This window comes from Cellvibrio sp. OA-2007 (genome assembly GCF_000953825.1).
Taxonomy (GTDB): domain Bacteria; phylum Pseudomonadota; class Gammaproteobacteria; order Pseudomonadales; family Cellvibrionaceae; genus Cellvibrio.
Genome location: NZ_BBUL01000083.1, coordinates 1 through 23,327 on the forward strand (window position 1 = coordinate 1; position 23,327 = coordinate 23,327).

General features: G+C 47.0%; 23 protein-coding genes. 16 read left to right on the forward strand and 7 right to left on the reverse strand.

Going from position 1 to position 23,327, the window contains the following annotated elements:
* The coding region (locus tag AWU77_RS20725; protein WP_238582330.1) for a hypothetical protein at positions 1–208 on the forward strand (208 nt) is incomplete at its 5' end.
* A 43-nt stretch (positions 209–251) separates the two neighbouring features.
* On the opposite strand, the gene AWU77_RS06540 is transcribed toward AWU77_RS20725, so the two are convergent.
* The 7 genes from AWU77_RS06540 to map all read right to left on the reverse strand — a co-directional run bounded on the left by AWU77_RS06540 (position 252) and on the right by map (position 7,956).
* The gene (locus tag AWU77_RS06540; RefSeq protein WP_062060563.1) at positions 252–953 is read right to left on the reverse strand and encodes a YebC/PmpR family DNA-binding transcriptional regulator; all 702 of its coding nucleotides are present in this window, start codon (positions 951–953) and stop codon (positions 252–254) included.
* A 136-nt stretch (positions 954–1,089) separates the two neighbouring features.
* A complete protein-coding gene (gene dapD, locus AWU77_RS06545; protein ID WP_062060565.1) occupies positions 1,090–2,121 on the reverse strand; it encodes a 2,3,4,5-tetrahydropyridine-2,6-dicarboxylate N-succinyltransferase in 1,032 nt (343 codons plus the stop codon).
* Between the two features lie 27 nt (positions 2,122–2,148).
* A complete protein-coding gene (locus AWU77_RS06550; RefSeq protein WP_062060567.1) occupies positions 2,149–2,493 on the reverse strand; it encodes an ArsC family reductase in 345 nt (114 codons plus the stop codon).
* 4 nt (positions 2,494–2,497) lie between these two features.
* Complete coding sequence (gene nth, locus AWU77_RS06555; RefSeq protein WP_062060569.1) at positions 2,498–3,181, reverse strand: endonuclease III; 684 nt, start codon at positions 3,179–3,181, stop codon at positions 2,498–2,500.
* Positions 3,178–4,377: a succinyldiaminopimelate transaminase gene (gene dapC / locus AWU77_RS06560; protein WP_062060571.1), complete on the reverse strand. Its 1,200-nt coding sequence runs from the start codon at positions 4,375–4,377 to the stop codon at positions 3,178–3,180. The genes nth and dapC overlap by 4 nt, the downstream gene beginning before the upstream one ends.
* 18 nt (positions 4,378–4,395) lie before the next feature.
* On the reverse strand, positions 4,396–7,086 hold the full coding sequence (locus AWU77_RS06565) for a [protein-PII] uridylyltransferase (RefSeq protein ID WP_062060772.1): 2,691 nt from the start codon (positions 7,084–7,086) through the stop codon (positions 4,396–4,398).
* Between the two features lie 99 nt (positions 7,087–7,185).
* Positions 7,186–7,956, reverse strand: coding sequence for a type I methionyl aminopeptidase (gene map, locus AWU77_RS06570; RefSeq protein WP_062060573.1), 771 nt, complete (start codon positions 7,954–7,956; stop codon positions 7,186–7,188).
* A gap of 403 nt (positions 7,957–8,359) precedes the next feature.
* On the opposite strand from map, the gene rpsB reads away from it, so the two are divergent.
* The 15 genes from rpsB (at position 8,360) to rnhB (ending at position 23,321) form a co-directional block, all read left to right on the forward strand.
* Positions 8,360–9,097, forward strand: coding sequence for a 30S ribosomal protein S2 (gene rpsB / locus AWU77_RS06575; RefSeq protein WP_152625291.1), 738 nt, complete (start codon positions 8,360–8,362; stop codon positions 9,095–9,097).
* A 124-nt stretch (positions 9,098–9,221) separates the two neighbouring features.
* A complete protein-coding gene (gene tsf, locus AWU77_RS06580; protein WP_062060577.1) occupies positions 9,222–10,091 on the forward strand; it encodes a translation elongation factor Ts in 870 nt (289 codons plus the stop codon).
* 204 nt (positions 10,092–10,295) lie between these two features.
* Positions 10,296–11,030 (forward strand): UMP kinase, encoded by a 735-nt coding sequence (gene pyrH / locus AWU77_RS06585; protein WP_062060579.1) that lies wholly within the window; start codon positions 10,296–10,298, stop codon positions 11,028–11,030.
* On the forward strand, positions 11,027–11,584 hold the full coding sequence (gene frr, locus AWU77_RS06590) for a ribosome recycling factor (RefSeq protein ID WP_062060581.1): 558 nt from the start codon (positions 11,027–11,029) through the stop codon (positions 11,582–11,584). The genes pyrH and frr overlap by 4 nt, the downstream gene beginning before the upstream one ends.
* A gap of 148 nt (positions 11,585–11,732) precedes the next feature.
* Positions 11,733–12,467 (forward strand): polyprenyl diphosphate synthase, encoded by a 735-nt coding sequence (gene uppS, locus AWU77_RS06595; RefSeq protein ID WP_084618149.1) that lies wholly within the window; start codon positions 11,733–11,735, stop codon positions 12,465–12,467.
* Positions 12,460–13,314, forward strand: coding sequence for a phosphatidate cytidylyltransferase (locus AWU77_RS06600; protein ID WP_062060585.1), 855 nt, complete (start codon positions 12,460–12,462; stop codon positions 13,312–13,314). Before uppS ends, AWU77_RS06600 begins: the two co-directional genes overlap by 8 nt.
* A complete protein-coding gene (ispC, locus tag AWU77_RS06605; protein WP_062060587.1) occupies positions 13,315–14,514 on the forward strand; it encodes a 1-deoxy-D-xylulose-5-phosphate reductoisomerase in 1,200 nt (399 codons plus the stop codon). It begins immediately after the preceding gene.
* A gap of 22 nt (positions 14,515–14,536) precedes the next feature.
* Positions 14,537–15,889 (forward strand): RIP metalloprotease RseP, encoded by a 1,353-nt coding sequence (gene rseP / locus AWU77_RS06610; protein WP_062060589.1) that lies wholly within the window; start codon positions 14,537–14,539, stop codon positions 15,887–15,889.
* A 72-nt stretch (positions 15,890–15,961) separates the two neighbouring features.
* Positions 15,962–18,616 (forward strand): outer membrane protein assembly factor BamA, encoded by a 2,655-nt coding sequence (gene bamA / locus AWU77_RS06615; protein ID WP_084618151.1) that lies wholly within the window; start codon positions 15,962–15,964, stop codon positions 18,614–18,616.
* Positions 18,617–18,653: 37 nt separating this feature from the next.
* Complete coding sequence (locus AWU77_RS06620; RefSeq protein WP_238582331.1) at positions 18,654–19,166, forward strand: OmpH family outer membrane protein; 513 nt, start codon at positions 18,654–18,656, stop codon at positions 19,164–19,166.
* A 17-nt stretch (positions 19,167–19,183) separates the two neighbouring features.
* The gene (gene lpxD, locus AWU77_RS06625) at positions 19,184–20,209 is read left to right on the forward strand and encodes a UDP-3-O-(3-hydroxymyristoyl)glucosamine N-acyltransferase (RefSeq protein WP_062060593.1); all 1,026 of its coding nucleotides are present in this window, start codon (positions 19,184–19,186) and stop codon (positions 20,207–20,209) included.
* Positions 20,210–20,238: 29 nt separating this feature from the next.
* Complete coding sequence (gene fabZ, locus AWU77_RS06630; protein WP_062060595.1) at positions 20,239–20,676, forward strand: 3-hydroxyacyl-ACP dehydratase FabZ; 438 nt, start codon at positions 20,239–20,241, stop codon at positions 20,674–20,676.
* 33 nt (positions 20,677–20,709) lie between these two features.
* Entirely contained in the window at positions 20,710–21,480 is a 771-nt protein-coding gene (gene lpxA / locus AWU77_RS06635; protein WP_062060597.1) for an acyl-ACP--UDP-N-acetylglucosamine O-acyltransferase, read from the forward strand.
* A 67-nt stretch (positions 21,481–21,547) separates the two neighbouring features.
* The gene (gene lpxB, locus AWU77_RS06640) at positions 21,548–22,693 is read left to right on the forward strand and encodes a lipid-A-disaccharide synthase (protein ID WP_062060600.1); all 1,146 of its coding nucleotides are present in this window, start codon (positions 21,548–21,550) and stop codon (positions 22,691–22,693) included.
* Positions 22,694–22,712: 19 nt separating this feature from the next.
* Positions 22,713–23,321, forward strand: a complete 609-nt coding sequence (gene rnhB, locus AWU77_RS06645; RefSeq protein WP_084618153.1) for a ribonuclease HII — start codon at positions 22,713–22,715, stop codon at positions 23,319–23,321.
* Positions 23,322–23,327 lie beyond the last annotated feature (6 nt).

The following is a 23,327-nucleotide window of genomic DNA, read 5'->3' on the forward strand; positions in this document are numbered from 1 at the left end:
CGCCGTCACAGCGCTATTGGCTTTATTAGCCCAGAGCGCTTTGAGGCAAGAAATGTATGTTAGTGAACTGTCCGAAGTTGGCGGAGGGGATCATTCCAGTAGTGGTGGAGGTGTTAACAGAGTGCCTTTAGATAGGTGGTTTTCAAGCCAAGAAAAGTTGATTTTATCCGGGCGTGTACATCTTGTTGATCTACTTTCGCTACCCTAGCTGAATATGGAGAGGATATGTCACATATCCCCTCCTGTGTAATTTACCCCGCCAATCCCACATAAACCTCATGCACATCATCATCGTTATCAATAGCAGCAAGGAAGGCTTCGACTTCGTCCAGTGCTTCACCTGATAAGCTCACAGGGTTTTTAGGCTTGTAGCCGAGTTTGGCAGAGACAACGGTGAAACCTTGATCCGGTAACGCTTTTTGTACCATATCCAAATCGGTTAAGTCGGTGTAGAAAGTGGCGGTGCCGTCGTCATCTAATTCAAAGTCTTGTGCGCCTGCTTCAATCGCGGCCATTTCGGCATCGGCATCGCTGTTTGCTGCAGTGGCTTCGATAATGCCCAAATGATCAAAATCCCAGGATACTGAACCGGACGTGCCCAATTGGCCTTTGCGGAACAGGCCGCGAATATTGGAGATGGTGCGGTTAACGTTGTCGGTGAGGCATTCAACGATCACCGGAACTTGATGTGGTGCGTAACCTTCGTAGACAACTTTTTCGTAGCTGGCGGCGCCGTCGAGTTGGCCAGAGCCTTTTTTAATCGCACGCTCTAAGGTCTCGCGGGTCATGGATGCTTTTTTGGCTTGAACGATTGCGAGGCGTAGGCGCGGGTTCATGTCCGGATCTGCACCAGAGCGGGCGGCGATCATAATTTCTTTGGTGAGTTTGGTAAAAATTTTCCCCTTAGCACTTGCTGCTTCTTCTTTATGTTTTGCTTTCCATTGTGCGCCCATAATTATCGCCTCGCTGTTTGCACAAACCCATTGTGCTTAGTTTATCGGTAGGAGCGCTGTTTGCTGCGCTCGTTGGGTGTTATCTGTTGTGAATTTATCAGGGCGCAATAAATTGCGCCCCTACAAAGCTTAAAAATTAATTCGCATGCAATGCGGTATTTAATTGCAGTGCACTTTTGTTAGTGACAACTTCTACGCGGCCGGTGATTGAATTGCGGCGGAATACCAGATCAGATACACCTGCAAGTTCGCGCGCCTTCAACGTTTTTACTTCGTTGCCCGCATCATCCAATACCACTACTTTGGTTCCGGCGGTGATGTAGAGACCAGATTCTACTTTACAGCGATCACCTAACGGAATACCGATACCGGCGTTGGCGCCAATCAAGGATTCTTTGCCAACGGAGATGACTATGTTGCCGCCGCCAGAGAGTGTGCCCATGGTGGAGCTGCCGCCGCCCAAATCGGAACCGGCGCCAACAAATACACCGGCAGAGATGCGGCCTTCGATCATCGCCGGGCCTTCGGTGCCCGCGTTAAAGTTTACAAAACCTTCGTGCATGATGGTGGTACCTTCACCCAAGTAAGCGCCCAAACGCACCCGCGCGGTGTGTGCTACACGTACACCTTTGGGTACAACGTAGTTGGTCATTTTGGGGAATTTATCCACACAGGATACTTCCAGTTCTTCGCCGTTCAATCGCGCTTGTAATTGACGTGCAGGTAATTCGTTGACATCGATAGCGCCTTGGTTAGTCCAGGCAACATTGGGCAACACACCAAAAATTCCGGCGAGCACGGTGTTGTGCGGTTTAACCAAACGGTGTGATAACAAATGTAATTTCAAATAGCCTTCTGGCACCGATGCAGGATTGGTGTCGCTTGCAAGCAATGTCGCGACTAAAGGACGCTTGCTGTTGACCAATGCTTTAGCTATCTCAGCTTGTGCAGTATCGCCCGCGATAGTCAGCGCCTGGGCGATTTCGCCTGCTTGGCTATTGGTTAGGGCGATGGCTTGGTTGCCTTCGCTGTAACCCACAATGTTCGCTATAGCACGTGCGCTGGCTTCTGATGGATTTAATACGGGGTGCGCATAAAATACCTCAAGCCATTCGCCTTTTAAATTTTGTGTGCCTATACCTAAACCGAGTGCGTAGAGTTGAGTCATAATTTTTCCTAAGGATAGTTTCAAGAATTAATTAAAAATGCGGGTGTATTCTGCGTCTTTGAAACCGACCTGTTTTTGTGTGCCGGTATCGAGCAAGGGGCGTTTAATTAGCGTTGGATTTGCGCTAATGATGGCTACCGCAGTGGTTTCATCGAAATTGGTTTTGGTGGATTCGTCTAACTCTTTCCATGTGGTGCTGCGTTTATTGACGAGTGTGTCCAAGCCGATTTCGGCAATCCAACTTTTAACTTGTGTGTCGGTTAAGCCATCTGCACGAAAATCGTGGAAATGATAATCCACTTTATTTTGCTCAAGCCAGGTGCGGGCTTTTTTGACTGTATCGCAGTTTTTAATGCCGTATAGCGTTATCATAGATTCAAGGTTTCAATACAATTTTGGGTTTTTTTCGATTCGGATAACAAGTGCGGCAAATTTCACACACTGTGCCATCGCAACTACGAGCGGAGCAGTATTCGCGGCCGTAATAAATAATTTGCAAATGCAATGCGTTCCAACTTTCTTGTGGAAAAAGGCGTTTTAAATCTGTTTCGGTTTGCACTACATTTTTGCCGTTGGTTAAACCCCAGCGTTGCGCCAAGCGATGAATATGGGTGTCCACCGCAAAGGCCGGAATACCAAAGGCCTGACTCATCACCACACTGGCTGTTTTGTGGCCCACACCGGGCAATCGCTCCAAGGCTGCCCAATCGGCAGGTACTTGCCCGCCGTGTTCGTTGACCAACATTTGCGATAACACCGAAATCGCTTTGGATTTTTGTGGTGACAATCCGCAAGGTCGAATAATTTCCTGAATTTTTTCTACCGGCACTTTCGCCATAGCAAACGGATTGTCCCCCAGCGCAAACAGTGCGGGTGTTACTGTATTAACACGCTCATCCGTACACTGCGCCGAGAGTAATACCGCGATCAGTAATGTGTAGGCATCCTTGTGATTGAGCGGAATTGGCGGAGCGGGGTAGAGGCTTTGCAGCTTGTGCAAAATAAATTCTACTCGCGCCGCTTTACTTAACCCTTTTTTTTCACTGCTGCTTTCACTCATAGCGATTGTACAAAAGCCTTGATTCGCTCTGCTGCAGCAATGCATTCGGCCAGTGGTGCTACTAGCGCCAAGCGCACGTAATCTTCACCGGGATTTATACCATTGGTTTCGCGCGCTAAATAACTGCCGGGCAATACCGTCACTTTTTGCTGGGCAAATAATTGCTGTGCAAAATCTTCACCTTTGATCGGCGTTTTTGGCCAGAGGTAAAAACTCGCATCAGGTTTTTGCACATCCAGGCAGCCATCAAGTACTTTTAATACAGCATCAAACTTGGCGCGATAGGCATCGCGGTTGGTGATAACGTGTTGTTCATCTTGCCACGCGGCCATGCTGGCCAACTGCGTTGGAACTGGCATGGCACAGCCGTGATAAGTGCGATAGAGCAAAAACTTTGCGAGAATTTTTGCGTCGCCACCGACAAAACCGGAGCGTAACCCGGGCAAGTTGGAGCGCTTGGATAAACTGTGAAATACCACGCAGCGAGCAAAATCATCGCGACCTAATTCTGCGCAGGCTTGCAACAGGCCAACCGGTGGATTCTGTTCATCAAAATACAATTCTGAATAACATTCGTCGGAGGCGATAACAAAATCATATTGATCGGCAAGCGCAATTAATTGTTTTAATTGCGCGCTGCTCATGACGGCGCCTGTGGGGTTGCCCGGTGAGCAGATAAATAATAATTGGCAGCGTTCCCACACCGATGCGGGCACGGCGGCAAAATCGGGAATAAAGTTGTTGCTTGGTGTGCAATTTAAAAAATACGGTTCTGCGCCAGATAAAATCGCTGCGCCTTCGTAAATCTGATAGAACGGATTGGGCGATACAATTAATGGATTAGGTTTGCTGCGATCCACAATCGCCTGTGCAAAAGCAAAGAGTGCTTCACGGGTGCCATTCACTGGTAGCACATGTTGGTCGGCAGTAAAACTGCCGGCGTTTAATTGAAAGCGGTTGCTCGCCCAGTTGGCGATAGCTTCGCGCAATTCAGGCAACCCTTTGGTGGTAGGGTAGTTGGATAATTTGGCCAAATTGTTAACCAGCGTTTCCAACACGAATGCGGGTGGCTCGTGTTTGGGTTCACCAATTGACAGCATAATATCGTTGAGTTGCGCAGGCGCAGAAACTGCCGCTTTAAGGGCGGCAAGTTTTTCAAAAGGATAGGGGTGTAACAGGTTTAAATCCGGATTCATGATGGCGGCTTAATTCGGTTAAAGTTTATCGACGCGTTTATCGAGCTGTTCGCGTATTTCTTGCTGCAGTTTTTCACACAGATCGGCATCGCCTAGCGGTTTTCCATCGGCATCCACGAGAAAGAAGATGTCTTCCACTCGTTCGCCCAATGTGGCAATACGAGCATTGAGAAGTTGGATGTCAAAATCCATAAAAATATAGCCAATACAGGCCAGCAGGCCGGGGCGATCCGGGCTGATAACTTCCAATACACTGCAATTGCGAATCGTATCGGTGTTGAGCCGGGTGCGTGTAGGTGAGGCGAAGTATTTCAAGCGGCGCGGTGTGCGGCGGCCAATGACTTCGCGGTAGTTGTCATCTGCCAACGTGAGTTCATCAATTAACGCCTGTTGGATTTTTTTCAACAAGGTTTGGTTGGTGCCCAGTGGCTCGCCGTCTTCATTGAGCACAAAAAATGTGTCTATGGTATAGCCGGAATTTGAGCTGTAAATTTTTGCATCCTGAATGTTCAGGTTGAGGTTGCTCAATACTGTAGCGGCTGCCACAAAAACATTTTTTTGATTTTTAGTGTAAATAAAAATCTGCGTTGCACCGGCCAGTTCTTTACTGCTGGTTTTTTTGATTAACACTAAGGGCTTGTCGTCGGTGCGAGCTGCAATGGCTTGGGTGTGCCAAGCGATGTCGGCGAAGTTTTCACGCAGAAAATAGTCGTCGCCCATATCGCCCCATAGTGCGAGCACTTGTTCTTTGCTCAAACCTTTGCGCGCTAGTTTACGAATGGCGGCCTGTTGTGTTTCCTCAATCAAATCTTGTTTATCGACGTTATTTTCCAGACCGCGACGTAAAGCGCGACGGGTATCCAAATATAAATTGCGCATTAAGCTGGCGCGCCAAGTATTCCACAATTCTTTATTGGTGCCGTTAATGTCGGCAACGGTGAGGCAGTACAAATAATCCAAATGCAGTTGATCGCCCACGGTAATGGCAAAGTTATGAATTACCTCAGGGTCGGAAATGTCCTGCTTTTGCGAGACTTGTGACATCAACAAGTGTTTTTCAACCAGCCAGCAGATCAGGCGTGTTTCCCGCGGTGAAATACCGTGACGCACACAAAACTCTTCTGCATCGACGGCGCCTAGAGTGGAGTGATCGCCACCGCGGCCTTTGCCTATATCGTGATACAAACCGGCGATGTACAACAGTTCCAGCTTTGGCAGGCGATTCATAATTGTCGCTGCCACAGGGAAATCTTCTTTCGCTGATGGTAATAAAAAGTTACACATGTTCTGCACTACTTTTAGTGTGTGTGCATCAACCGTGTAAATATGAAATAAATCGTGCTGCATTTGGCCGGTCACCTGGCCAAACTCTGGTAGATATAAACCGAGGATACCGTAGCGCGACATGCGTCTTAATTGTTCAACCAAACCGTCTGGGTGTTGCAACAGTTTTATAAAGAGCTGAGTGTTTTTTGGATTGGAGCGGAAGTTGTCGTCGATTAAATGACGGCTCTCGCGAATCCAGCGAATGGTAGAGGCGCGCACACCTTGGATCTGCGGGTTTTGCGCCATCAATACAAATATTTCCAGCAGTGCTGAAGGTGTTTCTTCAAATACATAAGTGTGCGTGGCTTCGATATAGTTGTCGCGCAGCTGGAAGCGCTCGTTAATCGATACAACACTTTTAGTTTTGCCTTTTTGCAAAATCGCTTCAGACAAAAATTGCAGCACTACATCATTGAGCTCACGCAATGCGAGCACAGTGCGGTAGTAGCGGTGCATAAATTGCTCGACCGCAAGGCCCTCTTTGCCATCCTTGTAACCAAAAAATTGGGCGATTTCACGCTGGTGATCAAACAGTAAACGCTCTTCCGGGCGCTTGGCGATCATATGCAGCGCATAGCGCACGCGCCATAAATATTCTTCGCCAGAATTGAGCAGAGAAAATTCTTCGTCGGTGAAAAAGCCTTTGCCTTCCAGCTGTCTAATTGTGCGCACACCAAAGTAGCGTTTGGTGACCCAATTAATGGTTTGAATGTCGCGCAGACCGCCGGGGGCATTTTTAATATTGGGTTCGAGGTTGTACTCGGTATCGTTATATTTTTTGTGACGATCTAATTGCTCTTGATATTTTGCGCGGAAAAACTCTTCAATTGGCCAAATTTTATCGGGATTGGATGCTTGCACTAATTCGTGGCGCAGCGATTGATCGCCTACAAGTGTACGCGATTCCATAATATTGGTCGCGACAGTGATATCGGTTTGGGCAATTTCAATGGTTTGTTTAACGGTGCGCACACTGCTGCCGATTTCCAACCCTATATCCCACAAAAGGGTGAGGAATTTTTCGATATTGTCTTTGCAGCGCTCAAATACTTCCGGGCGATGCAAGATTAATAAATCAATATCAGAACCCGGATGTAATTCACCGCGGCCATAACCGCCTACTGCTTCAAGGCTAATACTCTCTGGCCAATTAAATTGATGCCAAGCGTAGTGGAGCACACAATCGATAAACAATGCTCGCTCATACACGAGTGTGCGAATATCTTCTCCTTCTATAAAACGGCGATTTGCTTGAGTGCCTGCGGCATTAATTGCGTCTTTAAATACCGTAATGATGGGTTGTTCACTCAGCGCACGGCGAAAGCGGCTTTGATCAAAGAAAAATAATGGCCGCTCAAAATAGGGCACCGCAGATATCGACATGGGTTTGCTGGGTTCCTGAGGAATTGGCTGTGGTACTGGTTCGGCGGCTGGGGCGGATTTGTTAAAAACCCGCTTGAAAAAATCAGGCAGGCTCATCGCTTAAAAAACTTCGCCGGTACGAGCGGTTAATACTTCTACGCCGTCTTTGGTTACCACCATTGTGTGTTCCCATTGTGCTGAGAGACGGCCATCTTTGGTTTCTACGGTCCAGCCGTCATTTTTCAATTTAGTTTGCGGTTTGCCAGCATTAATCATTGGCTCAATGGTGAATGCCATGCCTTCTTTTAATTCCATGCCGGTGCCAGGGCGACCGTAGTGCAGGATTTGCGGATCTTCATGGAAAACTTTGCCTATGCCGTGCCCACAGTACTCGCGTACAACAGAGTAGTAACTACCTTCGGCATGCTGTTGGATAACGTGACCTATATCGCCCAAGCGACAGCCCGGCTTCACCAATTTGATTGCCTTGTACATGCACTCTTGCGTGATATTTACCAAACGCTCGGCATGAGGTGCCGGCGTGCCGACAAAATACATGGCGCTGGTATCGCCGTGGTAACCCTCATAAATGACGGTGACATCGATATTGATGATGTCGCCTGCTTTAAGTACTTTTTTCTCAGAGGGGATGCCGTGGCAGACGACCTGGTTAACCGATGTGCAGATCGACTTGGGGAAGCCGCGATAGCCAAGGCAGGCAGGAATGGCTTTTTGCTCATTGACTATATGGTCGTGGCAGAGCTTATCGAGCTCCGCGGTGGTGACGCCCGGTTGGACGTATGGGCCAATCATTTCCAGCACTTCAGCGGCCATACGGCCAGCGATGCGCATTTTTGCGATTTCTTCCGGGGTTTTGATAGTAACTGACATGAATTCAGGCAATCTCGGCGGGTGATTAAAAAGATGCGGTATTCTAAACGATTCCAGACCTATTTGACCAAGATCAATCCTTTATTGGCCTAATAGCCAGAAATCGCGCGATTTAGCGATCTTTATTTGAGCTCGCTGGGTGTAGTGCGGGAGAGTATTCTGAGGCCAAATTCATCACGATGTGCGTTTTTGGTTTCTCTTGGTGTCGTTTTGTGATATAAAGCGCGCCTCTTTTTGGGGTGAGGCTATATATCCTCTAATTAGAGAACCTTGTTTTTAACTTAAATTATCAACGTCACATATATACCGACACGCAAAACCTGGGTGCCCAATGTTCGTTTTGGCGATCATGATGGTTGGTTAGCGGGGTATATAGAGGCCTAACCCGATATACAGGAAAATCATTATGCAAGTTAGCATGCGCGACATGTTGTCTGCCGGTGTCCACTTTGGTCACCAAACCCGTTACTGGAACCCAAAGATGGGCAAGTACATCTTCGGTGCACGTAACAAGATTCATATCATCAACCTTGAGCACACCGTTCCTGCATTCAATGAAGCTTTGGCTTTGGTGCAGCAAATGGCTTCGCAAAAGAAAAAAATTCTGTTTGTTGGTACTAAGCGCGCTGCGCAAAAGATCGTCAAAGAGCAAGCTGAGCGCGCGGGTCAACCGTTCGTAAGCCATCGTTGGTTGGGCGGCATGCTCACTAACTACAAAACTATCCGCGCTTCAATTCGTCGCCTGGCGGAGCTTACTGCTCAAAGCCAAGACGGTACCTTCACTAAGTTGACCAAAAAAGAAGCTTTGATGCGTACTCGCGATATGGAGAAGCTGGAGCGTTCAATCGGCGGTATCAAAAACATCGCTGGTCTGCCTGACGCAATGTTTGTTATCGACGTTGATCATGAGCGTATTGCGATTCAAGAAGCCAATAAGCTGGGCATTCCTGTTATCGGTATTGTTGATACCAACAGCAATCCAGACGGCGTTGACTATGTAATTCCAGGTAACGACGACGCCATCCGCGCGATCAAGCTGTACGTTGCTGCTATTGCTGACGCATGTTTGGAAGGTGGCAAGTCTGCTTCTGCAGTACCAAACAAAGATGAGTACGTAGCTGCCGAAGGCGCTGCGGAGTAATCGCACGTAATCAAACGACCATAAAACTTTAGTAACCTGCATGCGGGTTACTTAGGTTGTCGGAAGAGGGGGCTTAGCCCCCTTTTTGCAAACTGAATTTGAACATTTTATAGAGGAAACAACCATGACAGCTGTTACTCCTGCATTGGTAAAAGAACTGCGCGACCGCACTGGTCTGGGCATGATGGAATGTAAAAAAGCGTTGGGCGAAGCCAATGGTGATGTTGACCTGGCGATTGAAAACCTGCGTAAAGTTTCTGGCTTGAAAGCGGCGAAAAAAGAAGGTCGTACCGCGGCTGATGGCGTTGTTGCAGTTAAGGTTGCTCCAGATAATAGCTACGGTGTGATCGTAGAAGTTAACTCTGAAACTGACTTCGTAGCTCGCGACGCTGGCTTTTTGGCTTTTGTTGATAGCGTATTGGATAAGGCTTTCACGACCAAGCAAGCCGACGTGGCAGCAGTAATGGCTGGCGAGTTGGAAGCTGCGCGTGAAGCGCTGGTACAAAAAATCGGCGAAAAAATCAGCGTTCGTCGCATTAGCTTGGTTGAAGGTGGTGTAGTAGGCGGTTACCTTCACTTGAACAACCGCATTGCGGTATTGGTTCAATTGGAAGGCGGTAATGAAGAAACTGCTAAAGATGTTGCTATGCACGTTGCAGCAGTTAACCCAACCGTGGTTAGCTCCGATCAAATGCCAGCTGAAGTTGTTGAAAAAGAAAAAGAAATCATCCGTGCTCAACCTGACATGGCCGGTAAACCAGCTGAAATCGTTGAGAAGATGATTGGTGGTCGTATCAGCAAGTTCCTGAAAGAATCCAGCTTGGTTGATCAGCCTTTTGTTAAGAATCCAGAGCAAACTATTGCGCAGTACGCTAAAGCAGCGAGCGCAACTGTTAAGAACTTTGTGCGTCTTGAAGTAGGTGAAGGCATTGAAGTTGCTGTTGTAGACTTCGCTGCTGAAGTTGCTGCACAAGTAGCTGCATCAAAAGCCTAATTAGTTTTCGCTAATTTGCTTGATAAAAACCCGCACAGGGTAACTTGTGCGGGTTTTTTGTTGTTGGTGATTTGGCTTGTGTGCTGTGAAAAAGAGACGGAGTGACGCCACCCGATGATGCTTTTTCTGTTACACTGCACCGATTTTTTCGGCCCCCGGTTATGGCGGGCATTAGTGGCTAACTCATTGTTTTGGAGAGCATTTATGTCCACCCCACGGGATAAAAAGTACAAGCGTATTTTGTTGAAACTCAGCGGTGAAGAGCTGATGGGGACCGAGGGTTTCGGGATTGACCCCAAAGTGCTTGACAAGATGGCGCTGGAAATCGGCCAGTTAGTCGGTATAGGTGTGCAAGTTGGTCTGGTGATTGGTGGAGGCAACTTGTTTCGCGGTGCGGCATTAAGTGCAGCGGGCTTGGATCGTGTTACCGGCGATCATATGGGTATGTTGGCGACAGTGATGAATGCCTTGGCGATGCGCGATGCGCTGGAGCGCTCCAATATTTCTTGTCGTGTGATGTCGGCAATCCCCATGAGTGGAGTGGTGGAACATTACGATCGCCGTCGCGCGGTGCGTTTTTTGAACTCTGGTGAGGTTGTTATTTTCTCTGCCGGTACAGGCAACCCATTTTTTACCACAGACTCTGCTGCCTGTTTACGTGGTATTGAGGTTGATGCGGATATAGTTTTGAAAGCGACTAAGGTTGATGGTGTTTATTCGGCTGACCCGAAAAAAGATCCTACCGCTACTAAATATGATCGTTTGTCATACGACGAAGTGTTGGACAAAAAGCTGGGTGTAATGGATTTGACCGCTATTTGTTTGTGCCGTGAGCACGACATGCCTGTGCGGGTATTTCGTATGAATAAAACCGGTGCACTGTTAAATATCGTTGTGGGTAGCAACGAAGGTACTTTGATTGAAGAGGATAAATCATGATTAATGACATTAAAAAAGATGCTGAAGCACGCATGAAAAAAGCGGTTGAAGTGCTCTCTAACAACTTCAATAAAATTCGCACTGGTCGTGCCCATCCAAGCCTGCTGGATGGCTTGATGGTGAATTACTACGGCACACCGACACCCTTGGCGCAAGTTGGTAACATCAATATTGAAGATGCGCGTACCCTGTCTATCAGCCCTTGGGAGCGCAACCTGGTTCCTGAAATTGAAAAAGCGATTATGAAATCCGACTTGGGTTTGAATCCTTCTACCAACAACGGCTTGATTCGTATTCCACTGCCGATGTTGACCGAAGAAACCCGTAAAAACTTTATCAAGCAGGCGCGTGCAGAAGCTGAGAATGGCCGCGTTGCAGTGCGCAATGTACGTCGCGATGTATTGGGCGATGTTAAAGCGCTGTTGAAAGATAAAGCGATTGGCGAAGACGATGATCGTCGCGCACAAGATGAAATTCAAAAAATCACTGACAAATACATCGCGGAAGTGGATAAAGCGCTGGCTGCAAAAGAAGTGGATTTGATGGCTGTTTAGTCCGCATCATTCGATTGGATTTGGCTTGTTCTGGCAAATCCAATCGCGCTAGGTAACACCAGTTACAACACTATTTGACACACCATTACAAAAAGCAAAAACAGGTCATCGATCTCATCGATAAACACCTGCTGCCGGGAGAGTTTGCGTGACTGACAATAGTCTTCGCCATGTGGCGATCATTATGGATGGCAATAATCGCTGGGCTAAACAGCGCGGTATGGCGGGTGTGTCTGGCCATAAAGTGGGTGTTGAGCGCATCCGCGATGTGATGGCTGCATGTCAGGAAATGGGCGTAGAGGTACTTACCGTTTTTGCATTTAGTAGTGAAAACTGGCGTCGTCCACCGGTAGAGGTGGAGGCACTTATGTCACTGTTTTTGTTATACCTTAAAAATGAAGCCAAGGCGCTTAACAAAAAAGATGTTGCCTTGCGCGTGATTGGCAATCGCGAGCGTTTTAGTCCTTCCATTCAAAAAGCTATTGCTGCAGCAGAAGAATTGACCCGCGGCGGAAAAACCACCTTGGTTATCGCTGCCGACTACGGCGGCCGCTGGGATATTGCGGAAGCGGCGAAAAAAATCGCCCAGCAAGTGGCTGCTGGGGAATTGGACCCTGCAGCGATTACGGAAGATTCTCTGCACCAACATACGTGCCTTGCTGATTTACCGCCACTGGATTTATTAATTCGCACCGGTGGCGAAGTGCGTATTAGTAATTTTTTATTGTGGCAGTGTGCTTATGCTGAGTTGTTTTTCAGCGATAAACTCTGGCCGGATTTTGATGGCGATGAGCTGAAAAAAGCTGCCGCCAGTTTTCGTGAGCGTCAACGCCGTTTTGGCCTGACAGGTGATCAAATCGACGCGGGTGCACTTAATGCTTAAGCAGCGTGTTATTACCGCTCTGATACTCGCCGTTATCTTCCTTACGGCTTTATTTGGGCTGCCATCTGGTTACTTTTCGTTTTTCATCGGTGCCGTATTATTAATTGGTGCATGGGAGTGGGCTAATTTGTCTGGTCTTCCTGCTATATGGCAGCGACTCGTTTATTCGTTGGTGTTATTGGTTTTGTTAGTCGGTACGTCACTTTATCTGGGCTTTGAGGGTGAGGCGAGCCCGCGCCTTAATGCTCTGGCAATCCGCGATGTGTTAATTGTTGGTTGTGGCTGGTGGGCGCTTGCGCTGTTACTGGTTCAAAGCTATCCCAGCAGCAGTGTACTGTGGGGGCACAAAGCCCTGCGGCTGATGATCGGCGGATTGGTGCTAATCCCAACTTGGGTTGCCTTGGTTTATGTGCGCCAACAGGATAATGGTGCATGGTTGGTGCTCTTATTGATGTTGGTTGTTGCAGTGGCGGATAGTGGTGGTTATTTTGCCGGGCGTCGTTTTGGCAGGCATAAATTAGCGTCTGCGGTTAGTCCGGGTAAAACCTGGGAAGGCTTTGCGGGCGGATTTTTAGCGAACTGTTTATTGGCGGTTGTGCTTGGCCAGCTATTAAATATGAGTCTGTTGTTGATGCTCGTATTGATCGTTCCCACCAGTTTGGTTTCGGTGCTGGGTGATTTATTGGAAAGCATGGTCAAACGTCATGCGGGTGCCAAAGACAGCGGCAGTATCCTGCCGGGTCATGGTGGCATCCTTGATCGTGTCGATGGCATAACTGCAGCTGCGCCGGTGTTTGCGTTGGCACTCTTGGCTAGTGGCGCTTTTACAGCGAGTGCGGGTGTGTAAATGCAGGTTGCTCCTCAGCAAATTACCGTTCTTGGCGCTACAGGTTCAATCGGTGTTAGCACCTTGGATGTTATCGCTCGTCACCCTGATCGCTACCAGGTTTTTGCATTAAGTGCGGATCGTCGCTGGCAGTTATTGGCCACACAATGCCTGATGCATAGTCCACGCTATGCCGTATTGAATGACCCTGTTGCCGCACTTGAATTGGAGCGTGAACTGCGTCATCAGGGTTGTGCGACCGAAGTGTTGCAAGGCGCCGATGCCTTGGCCGCTGTTGCTGCTCATGAGCAAGTCGATATGGTCATGGCGGCTATTGTCGGCTCAGTTGGTTTGTTGCCGACGTTGGCTGCCGTGAACGCAGGTAAAAAAGTTCTGCTCGCCAATAAAGAGGCTTTGGTGATGGCGGGTGGTTTATTTACCCGCGCGGTTGCTGAGCATGGTGCAGTTTTGCTGCCGATCGATAGCGAACACAATGCCATCTTTCAGTGTTTGCCTAATCATCGCGCTGACTACCTTGTTGATGGACTTAAATCGAGCGGCGTCAGAAAAATCTTGTTGACCGCTTCTGGTGGTCCTTTCCGTAATACTCCCATTGCTGATCTCGCCAAGATGACACCCGAGCAGGCTTGCGCGCATCCCAACTGGAGTATGGGGCAAAAAATTTCGGTTGATTCGGCCACTATGTTGAATAAAGGCTTGGAGTTGATTGAGGCTTGCTGGTTGTTTAATACGCGGCCACAACAAGTGCAAGTGGTGATCCATCCGCAGAGCGTTATTCATTCGATGGTTGAGTATATCGATGGCTCGGTACTGGCGCAGTTGGGCAACCCGGATATGCGCACCCCTATCGCCCATGCATTGGCGTGGCCGGAGCGGATTGAGTCAGGTGTTTCCAGTCTCGATCTTATCGCTACTGCCCGGTTGGATTTCAGCGCTCCGGATTATGAACGTTTTCCCTGCTTGCGCTTGGCACAGGAGGCAGCAGAGGCATCGGGTACTGCGCCGGCGATTTTAAATGCGGCCAATGAAGTAGCGGTCGCTGCATTTTTGCAGCGCCGTATTCGTTTTGATCAAATAGCGCAGGTGATTGATCATGTGCTTACCCATTTGTCGCCCAGTGAACCACATAGCTTGGAGCAGATCCAAGCTGCTGATGCTGAAGCTCGCGCTATGGCTCAGCAGTTGATTGCTCGCTGGTAATTCTTATTCTGAGGCTGTATCCATGGAGTTAATCCAGACGATTGTGTCTTTTCTGGTGGCGTTGCTAATTCTGGTTTCAATCCATGAATTTGGTCACTTTTATGTTGCGCGGCGTTGTGGCGTCAAGGTGCATCGTTTTTCTATTGGTTTTGGCAAAGTGCTCTGGTCTTGGCGCGATAAGCAGGGCACTGAATACGCCTTGGCTGCACTGCCTTTAGGTGGTTACGTGAAAATGCTGGATGAGCGCGAAGGTGAGGTTGCACCGGAAGAGCGTCATATGGCATTCAACAATAAAACCGTCTGGCAGCGCATTGCGATTGTCGCGGCTGGCCCACTGGCTAATTTTTTGTTGGCGATACTCTTATTCTGGGGTTTGTTGTTGCAAGGGCAGCGCGATTTGATTCCGGTCATTGATAACGTTGCGCCAGGATCCATCGCGGCGCAAGCAGGGTTGGAAAAAGGGCAGGAAATTGTAGCGATTGATGGCCAGCTAACCCCTACTTGGCAAGCACTCAATAAAGCGCTACTGAATCGTTTAGGTGAGACGGGTACGATTAGTTTTAAAGTTTCATATCCAGATTCCAGTTTTAATTATGAGTCTGAGGCTCAGCTTGTTGATTGGTTGCGCGAATCTATGGATCCTGATCCAGTTGCTGGATTAGGTATTGCCTTATACCTCCCCAAGATCCCCCCCATCATTGGTGAGGTGGTTGCAGCTAGTCCAGCAGAAAAAGCAGGTCTAAAAACCGGCGATAAGATTCTTCAGGTAGATGAACTCACGATCACTGATTGGCAAACATGGGTTGAGTATGTACGTAAACGCCCCGGCAGCGCGCTACAGGTTAGCTTGGAGAGAGATGCTCAAGTAATAGAGGTCACTCTTGTTCCAGAGTTGGTAGCGGATAGGGGGGAGCATCTTGGTCGAGTTGGTGTAGGGGTGAAAGCTTATACATTACCTGAGGATATGATCAGAACTTATGAGTATTCAGTAGCTGGTGCCTTTGTTGCCGGTGTCAATAAAACCTGGGAAACCTCGGGTTTTGTTCTTTTATCAGTCAAAAAATTGATTCTTGGCGAAATTTCCACGAAAAACTTGAGTGGACCGATAACCATTGCTAAGGTGGCGGGCTCTTCAGCCGAGGGTGGCCTGCGGAGCTTTATTGGTTTTGTCGCCTTGCTCAGTGTATTCCTGGCAGTTTTTAACCTTTTACCTATCCCGGTATTGGATGGTGGGCACTTATTTTATTACTTGATTGAAGTAATTAAGCGGAAACCGGTGTCCGACAAAGTGCAGATGCTGGGGTATCAGGTTGGGCTCTTTCTGGTGATCAGCCTAAGCGTGCTAGCACTGTATAACGACATAATGCGGCTTTGATCTGGCAGTTCTGTGCCGGGCTGCGACCAACATTCATTTATGATTAGAACAGATTCTATGAAGCGAGTTTTGATGCGAGTTATTGGCTGTTTTCTAGCGCTTTTCCTGTCTTTTGCGGTGCAGGCGCAAACCTTTCGTGTAAGCGATATCCGTGTAGAAGGTTTGCAGCGCGTATCCGCAGGTACTGTTTTCAGTGCGATGCCTATTCGAGTAGGCGATGTTCTGAATCAGGCTGATATTCAAAATGCGACCCGCGAATTATTTAAAATTGGTTATTTCTCTGATGTTGCCATCAAACGCGATGGCGATGTGCTGGTATTGGTGATCAAAGAGCGCCCAGCGATTAATAAAATTGAGCTGAAGGGCAATAAAGCCATCAAAACTGAAAATCTGATGGATAGCTTAAAGGATAATAATTTGTCCGAAGGGCAAATTTTTCAGCGCGCTACGCTGGAAGGTATCACTCAAGCATTGCAGCGCGAATATGTAAACCAAGGCCGTTATGGCGCTAGCGTTAATATCGAAATTGAAGATATGCCGCGCAACCAAGTAAAGGTGTTGGTGAAAATTGATGAGGGTAGTCCCTCGCGCATTAAGCAAATTAATATTATTGGTAATAATAGCTATTCAGAAGAAGAATTGATCGATTTGTTCGAGTTGAAAACGACTGGCATGTGGTCGTGGATTTCTGGTAACGACAAATACAATAAAGAAAAAATGAAAGGGGATTTGGAACGCCTTGAGTCTTGGTATATGGATCGCGGTTATCTGAATTTCAAAATTGATTCATCGCAAATTTCATTAAGTCCCGACAAGGCAAAAATTTTTGTTACTGTGAATATCACTGAGGGTGACATCTACAAGGTCAGTGATATTGAATTAGCCGGTGACCCTGCTATTAATGAACAAATCATCCGTAGCATGATCTTGATGCGCAAAGATCAAACCTTTTCACAAATTCTGATGACCACATCAGAAGAGTATGTGACTAAACGCTTGGGTAATGAAGGTTATACTTTTGCCAAAGTAGAGGGCATGCCGGAGCGTAATGATGCTGATAAAACGGTAAAAATTACTTTTTTTATTGATCCGGGTAAACGTGCCTATGTAAATCGTATTAATTTCCGTGGCAACACTAAAACGGTAGACGAAGTTTTGCGCCGTGAAATGCGTCAGATGGAAGGTGGTTCTGCTAACACTGCGCAAATTGAAAACTCTAAGGTACGCTTAGAGCGTCTTGGCTTTTTTAAAGAAGTAAAAGTAGAAAATAAAGAAGTGCCTGGTACATCAGATCAAATTGATGTTGAGTATACAGTTGAGGAGCAGCCGTCCGGCAGTATGGGGTTACAGGTTGGTTATGCGCAGTACTCGGGCCTTTTATTTTCCGCAAGTATTCAGCAGAACAACTGGTTCGGCACCGGTAAACAAGTGGGCTTCAGTTTTAGCCACAATCGCTACCAAACCGCGTATAACTTTAACTACAACGATCCCTACTTCACTCCTGACGGTGTCAGTCGCGGTGTAAGTTTGTACTACACCAAAAGCGATTATGGCTCATACAACGTCACCCCCTACAGTACCAACATCTATGGTGGAAAGCTGAACTTTGGTTACCCAATTTCAGATATTGAACGTATCGGTTTTGACATAGGTTTGCGTAGTCTTGAGGTAGAACCTACAAGTTATTCTTCTCAGGAAATTATCCGCAGCCCTTCCTGGAATCCAGATATTGGTTACATCACTCAATCTGAAAACTATGATTTAGTGCAACGGTTTGTGCAGGGAATCGATTACCCCAGTGGCAGCTACGAACGCAAGCCATTTACTGAAGATATGTTGGGCGAGCCTGGGTTCTTGGATATTTATGGTGACACGTTCAATGATGCTCAAGTCAGTCTGTATTGGCTGCGCTCAACCTTAAACCGTGGAGTGTTGGCTAGCCGCGGTACATCACAACAATTTACATTTGAGCTGTCACTGCCTGGCGGCGATCTGCAGTATTACAAATTTGATTACACTGGCCAAATTTTTACACCTTTGACTCGCTCCCTCACCTTGCGTTTGCATACCCGTTTGGGCTACACCGGTGCCTATGGCGACTTGGACGACTTGCCATTCTTTGAGCATTATTATGCCGGCGGCTTTGGCTCGGTGCGTGGTTTTGAACGAAACACTCTCGGCCCACGCAGCTCACCACAGAGAACTGCAGTTGGTAACTCAACTGTTTGGGATGACTTGAATGCTGATGGTATACAGCAAGCGGGTGAAGTTGGTGGCTATGCCTATATTTTGTGTGAAGACACTGAGGCGCCAGGTGTAGGATCGAGCGGTCAAAATGGTGTGGTTCGGATATGTAATCCTGGAGAGTTGATTAGTGATGCTGTTCTTGGCAGTACTTACACTAGCCGTACTCGTGGTGCCTTCGGTGGTAATGTATTGATTCAGGGCGGTGCAGAAGTTTTATTTCCTCTCCCCTTTATCAAAGACCAGCGTTCGTTACAGACCACATTCTTTTTGGATGTTGGTAACGTGTTTGATACCGATTGCGGCGCGACCCAGTTAAATTGCTACGATGTCGATATTAATCACCTAAATGCATCGGTTGGTTTTGGTTTAACTTGGATTTCCGGTTTTGGCCCTATGACGTTTAGTATTGCCGAACCGTTTAGGGAAAATGAATATGATCGTACAGAAGTGTTCCAGTTCTCCTTGGGGCAAACCTTTTAACAATAAGTTTTTAATATCATTTCAAGAGGAATAGATTGTGGCTGCTACACAAAAAATGTTTGCTGTTATTGTATTGTCACTCATGTCAGCTGTTTCATGGGCACAAGGGAAAATCGTTGTGCTAGATCCAACTGCTGCAGTGATGGGCACCGCGGCTGCAAAAGCTAAGTTTGAAAAATTGCAAAAGAGCGCTGAATTTGCTGCTGCTAAGGCGTCACTGGATGGCTTGGCTGCCGACATTAAAGCATTGCAGGCTGACTATCAGAAAAATAAGTCGGTGTGGAGTGCTGAGCAAATCGCGGAAAAAGAAAAGAAATTGCAAAGTCTTGGTCAAGATTATCAATTCCAAGGCAAGAAATTACAGACTGAACAGCAAGCGTTGATGCAGCAAATCATGCAAGAACTGGGTCCAAAAATGGAAACAGTTGTTAAGCAATTGGTAGAGTCAGACAACATCAGTATGATTGTTGATGCAAAAGCTGTGATGATGTCAAAACCTGAAAATGATTTGACCCCCAAAGTAACCGCTTTACTTGATAAAGCCAAGTAAGATAGGTTTCGCTGTAGATGAAGCGCTCTTATTTATTGGCTGAATTGGCGCAATTGCTTGGTGCAGAGTTGCGTGGCAATGCAGAGCAAGAAATAAGTGCGCTTGCGACCTTACAGTCTGCTAGTGCAACTGATTTAAGTTTTATTGCTAATCCAGCGTACAAAAAATATCTATCGTCAACTAAGGCAGGTGCATTACTAATTAATGCCGATCTTGCTAATGATTATGTCGGCAATAAATTAGTCGTGAATAACCCCTATGTTGCCTATGCCCGTTTATCGGCAATATTTGAATTTCTTCGTGCTCCGTACTCAGGTATTCATCCCACTGCAGTTTTGGGATCGGATTGTGTTTTGGGAAATAATATTTCTATTGGTGCTAATGCGGTTATTGGCGATGGTGTGACTTTGGCGGATGGCGTGGTTATCGGCTCTGGTTGTTACATTGGCGATGATACTGAGGTAGGCGCCAATACCAAGCTTGCAGCCAATGTCAGTATTTATCATGGCGTGAGCATCGGTGCTGATTGTATGTTGCATAGTGGTTGCGTTATAGGTGCAGATGGCTTTGGCTTCGCGCCTGACGCAAGTGGTTGGATAAAGATCCATCAACTCGGCAGTGTGCAGATTGGCAATAAAGTAGAAATTGGTGCTTGTACCTGTATCGATCGTGGTGCGCTTGATGATACCTACATTGGCGATGGTGCTATTATCGATAACCAGGTACAGATCGGCCACAATGTTCGTATAGGTAAAAATACTGCTATTGCTGCGCATACTGCTATTGCGGGCAGTACAACTATTGGAGCTAACTGCACCATCGCAGGTGCAGTTGCTATCGCTGGCCATTTAACGCTGGCGGATAAAGTGCATATTACCGGTAAGAGCATGGTCTCGGCTTCTATTACTGAATCAGGCTCTTACTCGTCAGGTACTCCCTTGGCGCCGACTAAAGACTGGCGTAAAAATGCAGCGCGTTTTCGTCAGTTAGATTCATTAGCAACACGCTTAATAAAACTCGAACGCACTCATGGTGCGGAATAATTTTTCATAGATTGCTTGGGGTTTGTACCATGATGGATGTTAACGAAATTCGCGAATATTTACCGCATCGATATCCCTTTCTATTAGTGGATCGCGTAGTGGAGTTGATTGAGGGCGAATCAATTGTCGCGTACAAAAATATCACGGTTAACGAAGAAGTCTTTAATGGTCACTTCCCGCAAAGCCCGGTATTTCCGGGGGTGATGATTATTGAAGCAATGGCGCAGGCATCGGGAATTCTTGGTTTTAAAACCATGAACAAAAAGCCACAAGATGGTTCAATTTATTTATTTGCCGGCGTAGATGATGTGCGCTTTAAACGTCAGGTGATTCCTGGTGATCGTCTGCAGTTGGAGTCCCGTGTCATATCTGAAAAACGTGGAATTTGGAAATTTGAATGTAAAGCCAGCGTTGATGGTGTATTGGCAGCGTCTGCCACTATTCTCTGTGCGGACCGCAAAGTTTAATTCGCGTTAGCCTGTAATCAGCGAGAACATATTTTGATAGATTCCTCTGCAATTATTCATCCCAGTGCAAAATTGGCACCTGATGTTCAGGTCGGCCCCTGGACCATTATTGGCCCAGATGTGGAAATTGGTGCGGGCAGTATTATTGCCTCTCATGTGGTGATGAAAGGGCCAACGACTATTGGCAAACATAATCGCATTTATCAATTCTCATCCATTGGTGAAGATACCCCTGATTTAAAATACAAAGGTGAACCAACACGTTTGGTTATTGGCGATCACAATGTGATTCGTGAAGGTGTCACGATTCATCGCGGCACAGTACAGGATCGCAGTGAAACTACCATTGGCGATCATAATTTACTAATGGCTTATGTCCATATTGGGCACGATAGCGTGGTTGGCAATCACTGTATTTTGGTCAATAACACCGCACTTGCTGGCCATGTACATATTGGCGACTGGGCAATTCTAAGTGGTTTTACTCTGGTTCATCAGTTTTGCAAAATTGGTGCGCATAGCTTTTCTGGTATGGGCAGTGCGATTGGTAAAGATGTTCCCGCCTATGTGATGGTCAATGGCAGCCCTGCCGAAGCAAAAAATATTAATGTGGAAGGCCTGCGCCGACGCGGTTTTACAAAAGATGATATAGGTTTGCTTACCAAAGCGTACAAAACCATTTATCGTCGCGGCTTGACCTTAGATGAAGCTTTGGCAGAATTAAATCCATTAGCTACTGAATCCCCTGCGCTGCAGGTGTTGATTGACTCTCTCAATAGTTCGACTCGCGGTATCGTTCGTTAAGTATTTTTTGTGCAATTACTTATCTAATTTATCCCTTCGAAATACACACTAAAAATCTGGAGGCTGAGTGTCTGATCACATACACATAGGTATTGTAGTCGGAGAGGCCTCCGGAGATATTCTCGGCGCGGCGTTGATGCAAGAGCTGCGCAAACATTTTCCTACGGCAGAATTTTCCGGTATCGGTGGCCCGCGTATGTTGGCGCAGGGTTTTCACTCATATTTTCCTCAAGATCGTTTGGCGGTGATGGGGCTGATCGAACCCTTGAAACGTTTGCCGGAATTACTGCGTATCCGCAAATTTTTACGCGAACATTTTATTGCTAACCCGCCCACTGTTTTTATTGGCGTGGATTCACCTGACTTTACCCTTTCATTGGAAGAGTCACTAAAAGCGCAAGGTATTAAAACAGTTCATTATGTGAGCCCGTCGGTGTGGGCATGGCGACAGAAACGTATTATTAAAATTGCGCGCGCAGTCGATTTAATGCTGACATTGCTGCCCTTTGAAGCGAAGTTTTATCAGGATCACAATGTTCCAGTAGAGTTTGTCGGGCACCATCTTGCCGATGAGATTCCACTATCAGTCGATAAAACTGTTGCGCGTCAATCACTGGGCTTACCTGAAGAAGGGCGCATAGTCGCACTTTTACCTGGTAGTCGCGCGAGCGAAGTAGATCGCATGGGCGAGCTATTTATGCGAACTGCCGTTTATTGCTTGGAACAAGATCCGAACTTACACTTTATTATTCCTGCGGCGAGCCCTGATCGCTATCGTCAATTGCATATCGAAATGACTGATTATGTCGATTTTCCTATTGAGTTGCTTAACGGTCACTCTCATGAGGCTATGGCCGCTGCTGATGTGGTTTTAGTGGCATCGGGCACGGTTACGCTTGAAGCTTTACTGTTGAAAAAGCCAATGGTAGTCGCTTACAAAATGGCTTCTCTGACCTTCAAAATTTTATCCTGGTTGGTCAAAACTCCTTGGGTTTCATTGCCTAATTTATTGGCACAAAAAATGTTGGTGCCAGAATTATTGCAGGACAAGGCAACACCTGAAGCGCTCAGTGCGGCAGTAATGAACTATTTTGATAATCCTGATGAAGCGCAAGCACTCAGTCAGACGTTTGCAGAAATGCATATCGAATTAAAGCGCGATGCCAGTGCGCGCGCAGCTGATGCAGTAGCGCGTTTAATTCGACAACAATAATTTATTAGCAGGTGGTTTTGTGCTTGAGCCTTTTGTCAGTGTTTACCAAGGTTTTTTGTTTGCCGGTTGTGATGAAGTAGGGCGCGGGCCACTGGCGGGTGATGTTGTTGCGGCGGCAGTGATTCTTGACCCGGAAACTCCTATTGCAGGTTTGGATGACTCCAAAAAACTCACCGAAAAAAAACGTGAGCAATTGTTTATCGAAATTCAGCAGAAAGCCAAGAGCTGGTGTATTGCACGAGCCTCTGTTGCTGAAATCGATAAAATTAATATATTGCAGGCCAGTTTGTTAGCTATGACTCGCGCCGTACAAGGTCTGCATATTCAACCTGAGCATGTACTGGTTGATGGCAATAAATTACCCAAGTGGGCCTATACCGCTGAAGCTGTAGTAAAAGGTGATAGCCGCGTAGCTGCGATAAGCGCCGCATCCATTCTGGCTAAAGTGACGCGCGATCGTGAGATGATTGAGTTCGATAAAATCTATCCTGGTTATGGTTTTGCCGGTCACAAAGGTTATCCCACCCAAGTCCATATGGACGCATTGGACAAATTAGGTATTACCCCGATTCATCGCACCTCCTACGCTCCCGTGCGCGCTAAAATCGAACAAATGAAATTATTTTAATCTTTC

What these genes read in the sequence shown, in the direction of transcription:
- nth (WP_062060569.1), bottom strand. Translation starts at nt 3,181, where the DNA reads ATGAGTGAAAGCAGCAGTGAAAAAAAAGGGTTAAGTAAAGCGGCGCGA.
- AWU77_RS06550 (WP_062060567.1), bottom strand. Translation starts at nt 2,493, where the DNA reads ATGATAACGCTATACGGCATTAAAAACTGCGATACAGTCAAAAAAGCC.
- lpxD (WP_062060593.1), top strand. Translation starts at nt 19,184, where the DNA reads ATGAAGCGCTCTTATTTATTGGCTGAATTGGCGCAATTGCTTGGTGCA.
- AWU77_RS06565 (WP_062060772.1), bottom strand. Translation starts at nt 7,086, where the DNA reads ATGTCGATATCTGCGGTGCCCTATTTTGAGCGGCCATTATTTTTCTTT.
- dapD (WP_062060565.1), bottom strand. Translation starts at nt 2,121, where the DNA reads ATGACTCAACTCTACGCACTCGGTTTAGGTATAGGCACACAAAATTTA.
- fabZ (WP_062060595.1), top strand. Translation starts at nt 20,239, where the DNA reads ATGATGGATGTTAACGAAATTCGCGAATATTTACCGCATCGATATCCC.
- map (WP_062060573.1), bottom strand. Translation starts at nt 7,956, where the DNA reads ATGTCAGTTACTATCAAAACCCCGGAAGAAATCGCAAAAATGCGCATC.
- bamA (WP_084618151.1), top strand. Translation starts at nt 15,962, where the DNA reads ATGCGAGTTATTGGCTGTTTTCTAGCGCTTTTCCTGTCTTTTGCGGTG.
- ispC (WP_062060587.1), top strand. Translation starts at nt 13,315, where the DNA reads ATGCAGGTTGCTCCTCAGCAAATTACCGTTCTTGGCGCTACAGGTTCA.
- dapC (WP_062060571.1), bottom strand. Translation starts at nt 4,377, where the DNA reads ATGAATCCGGATTTAAACCTGTTACACCCCTATCCTTTTGAAAAACTT.
- tsf (WP_062060577.1), top strand. Translation starts at nt 9,222, where the DNA reads ATGACAGCTGTTACTCCTGCATTGGTAAAAGAACTGCGCGACCGCACT.
- AWU77_RS06540 (WP_062060563.1), bottom strand. Translation starts at nt 953, where the DNA reads ATGGGCGCACAATGGAAAGCAAAACATAAAGAAGAAGCAGCAAGTGCT.
- AWU77_RS06600 (WP_062060585.1), top strand. Translation starts at nt 12,460, where the DNA reads ATGCTTAAGCAGCGTGTTATTACCGCTCTGATACTCGCCGTTATCTTC.
- rseP (WP_062060589.1), top strand. Translation starts at nt 14,537, where the DNA reads ATGGAGTTAATCCAGACGATTGTGTCTTTTCTGGTGGCGTTGCTAATT.
- frr (WP_062060581.1), top strand. Translation starts at nt 11,027, where the DNA reads ATGATTAATGACATTAAAAAAGATGCTGAAGCACGCATGAAAAAAGCG.
- pyrH (WP_062060579.1), top strand. Translation starts at nt 10,296, where the DNA reads ATGTCCACCCCACGGGATAAAAAGTACAAGCGTATTTTGTTGAAACTC.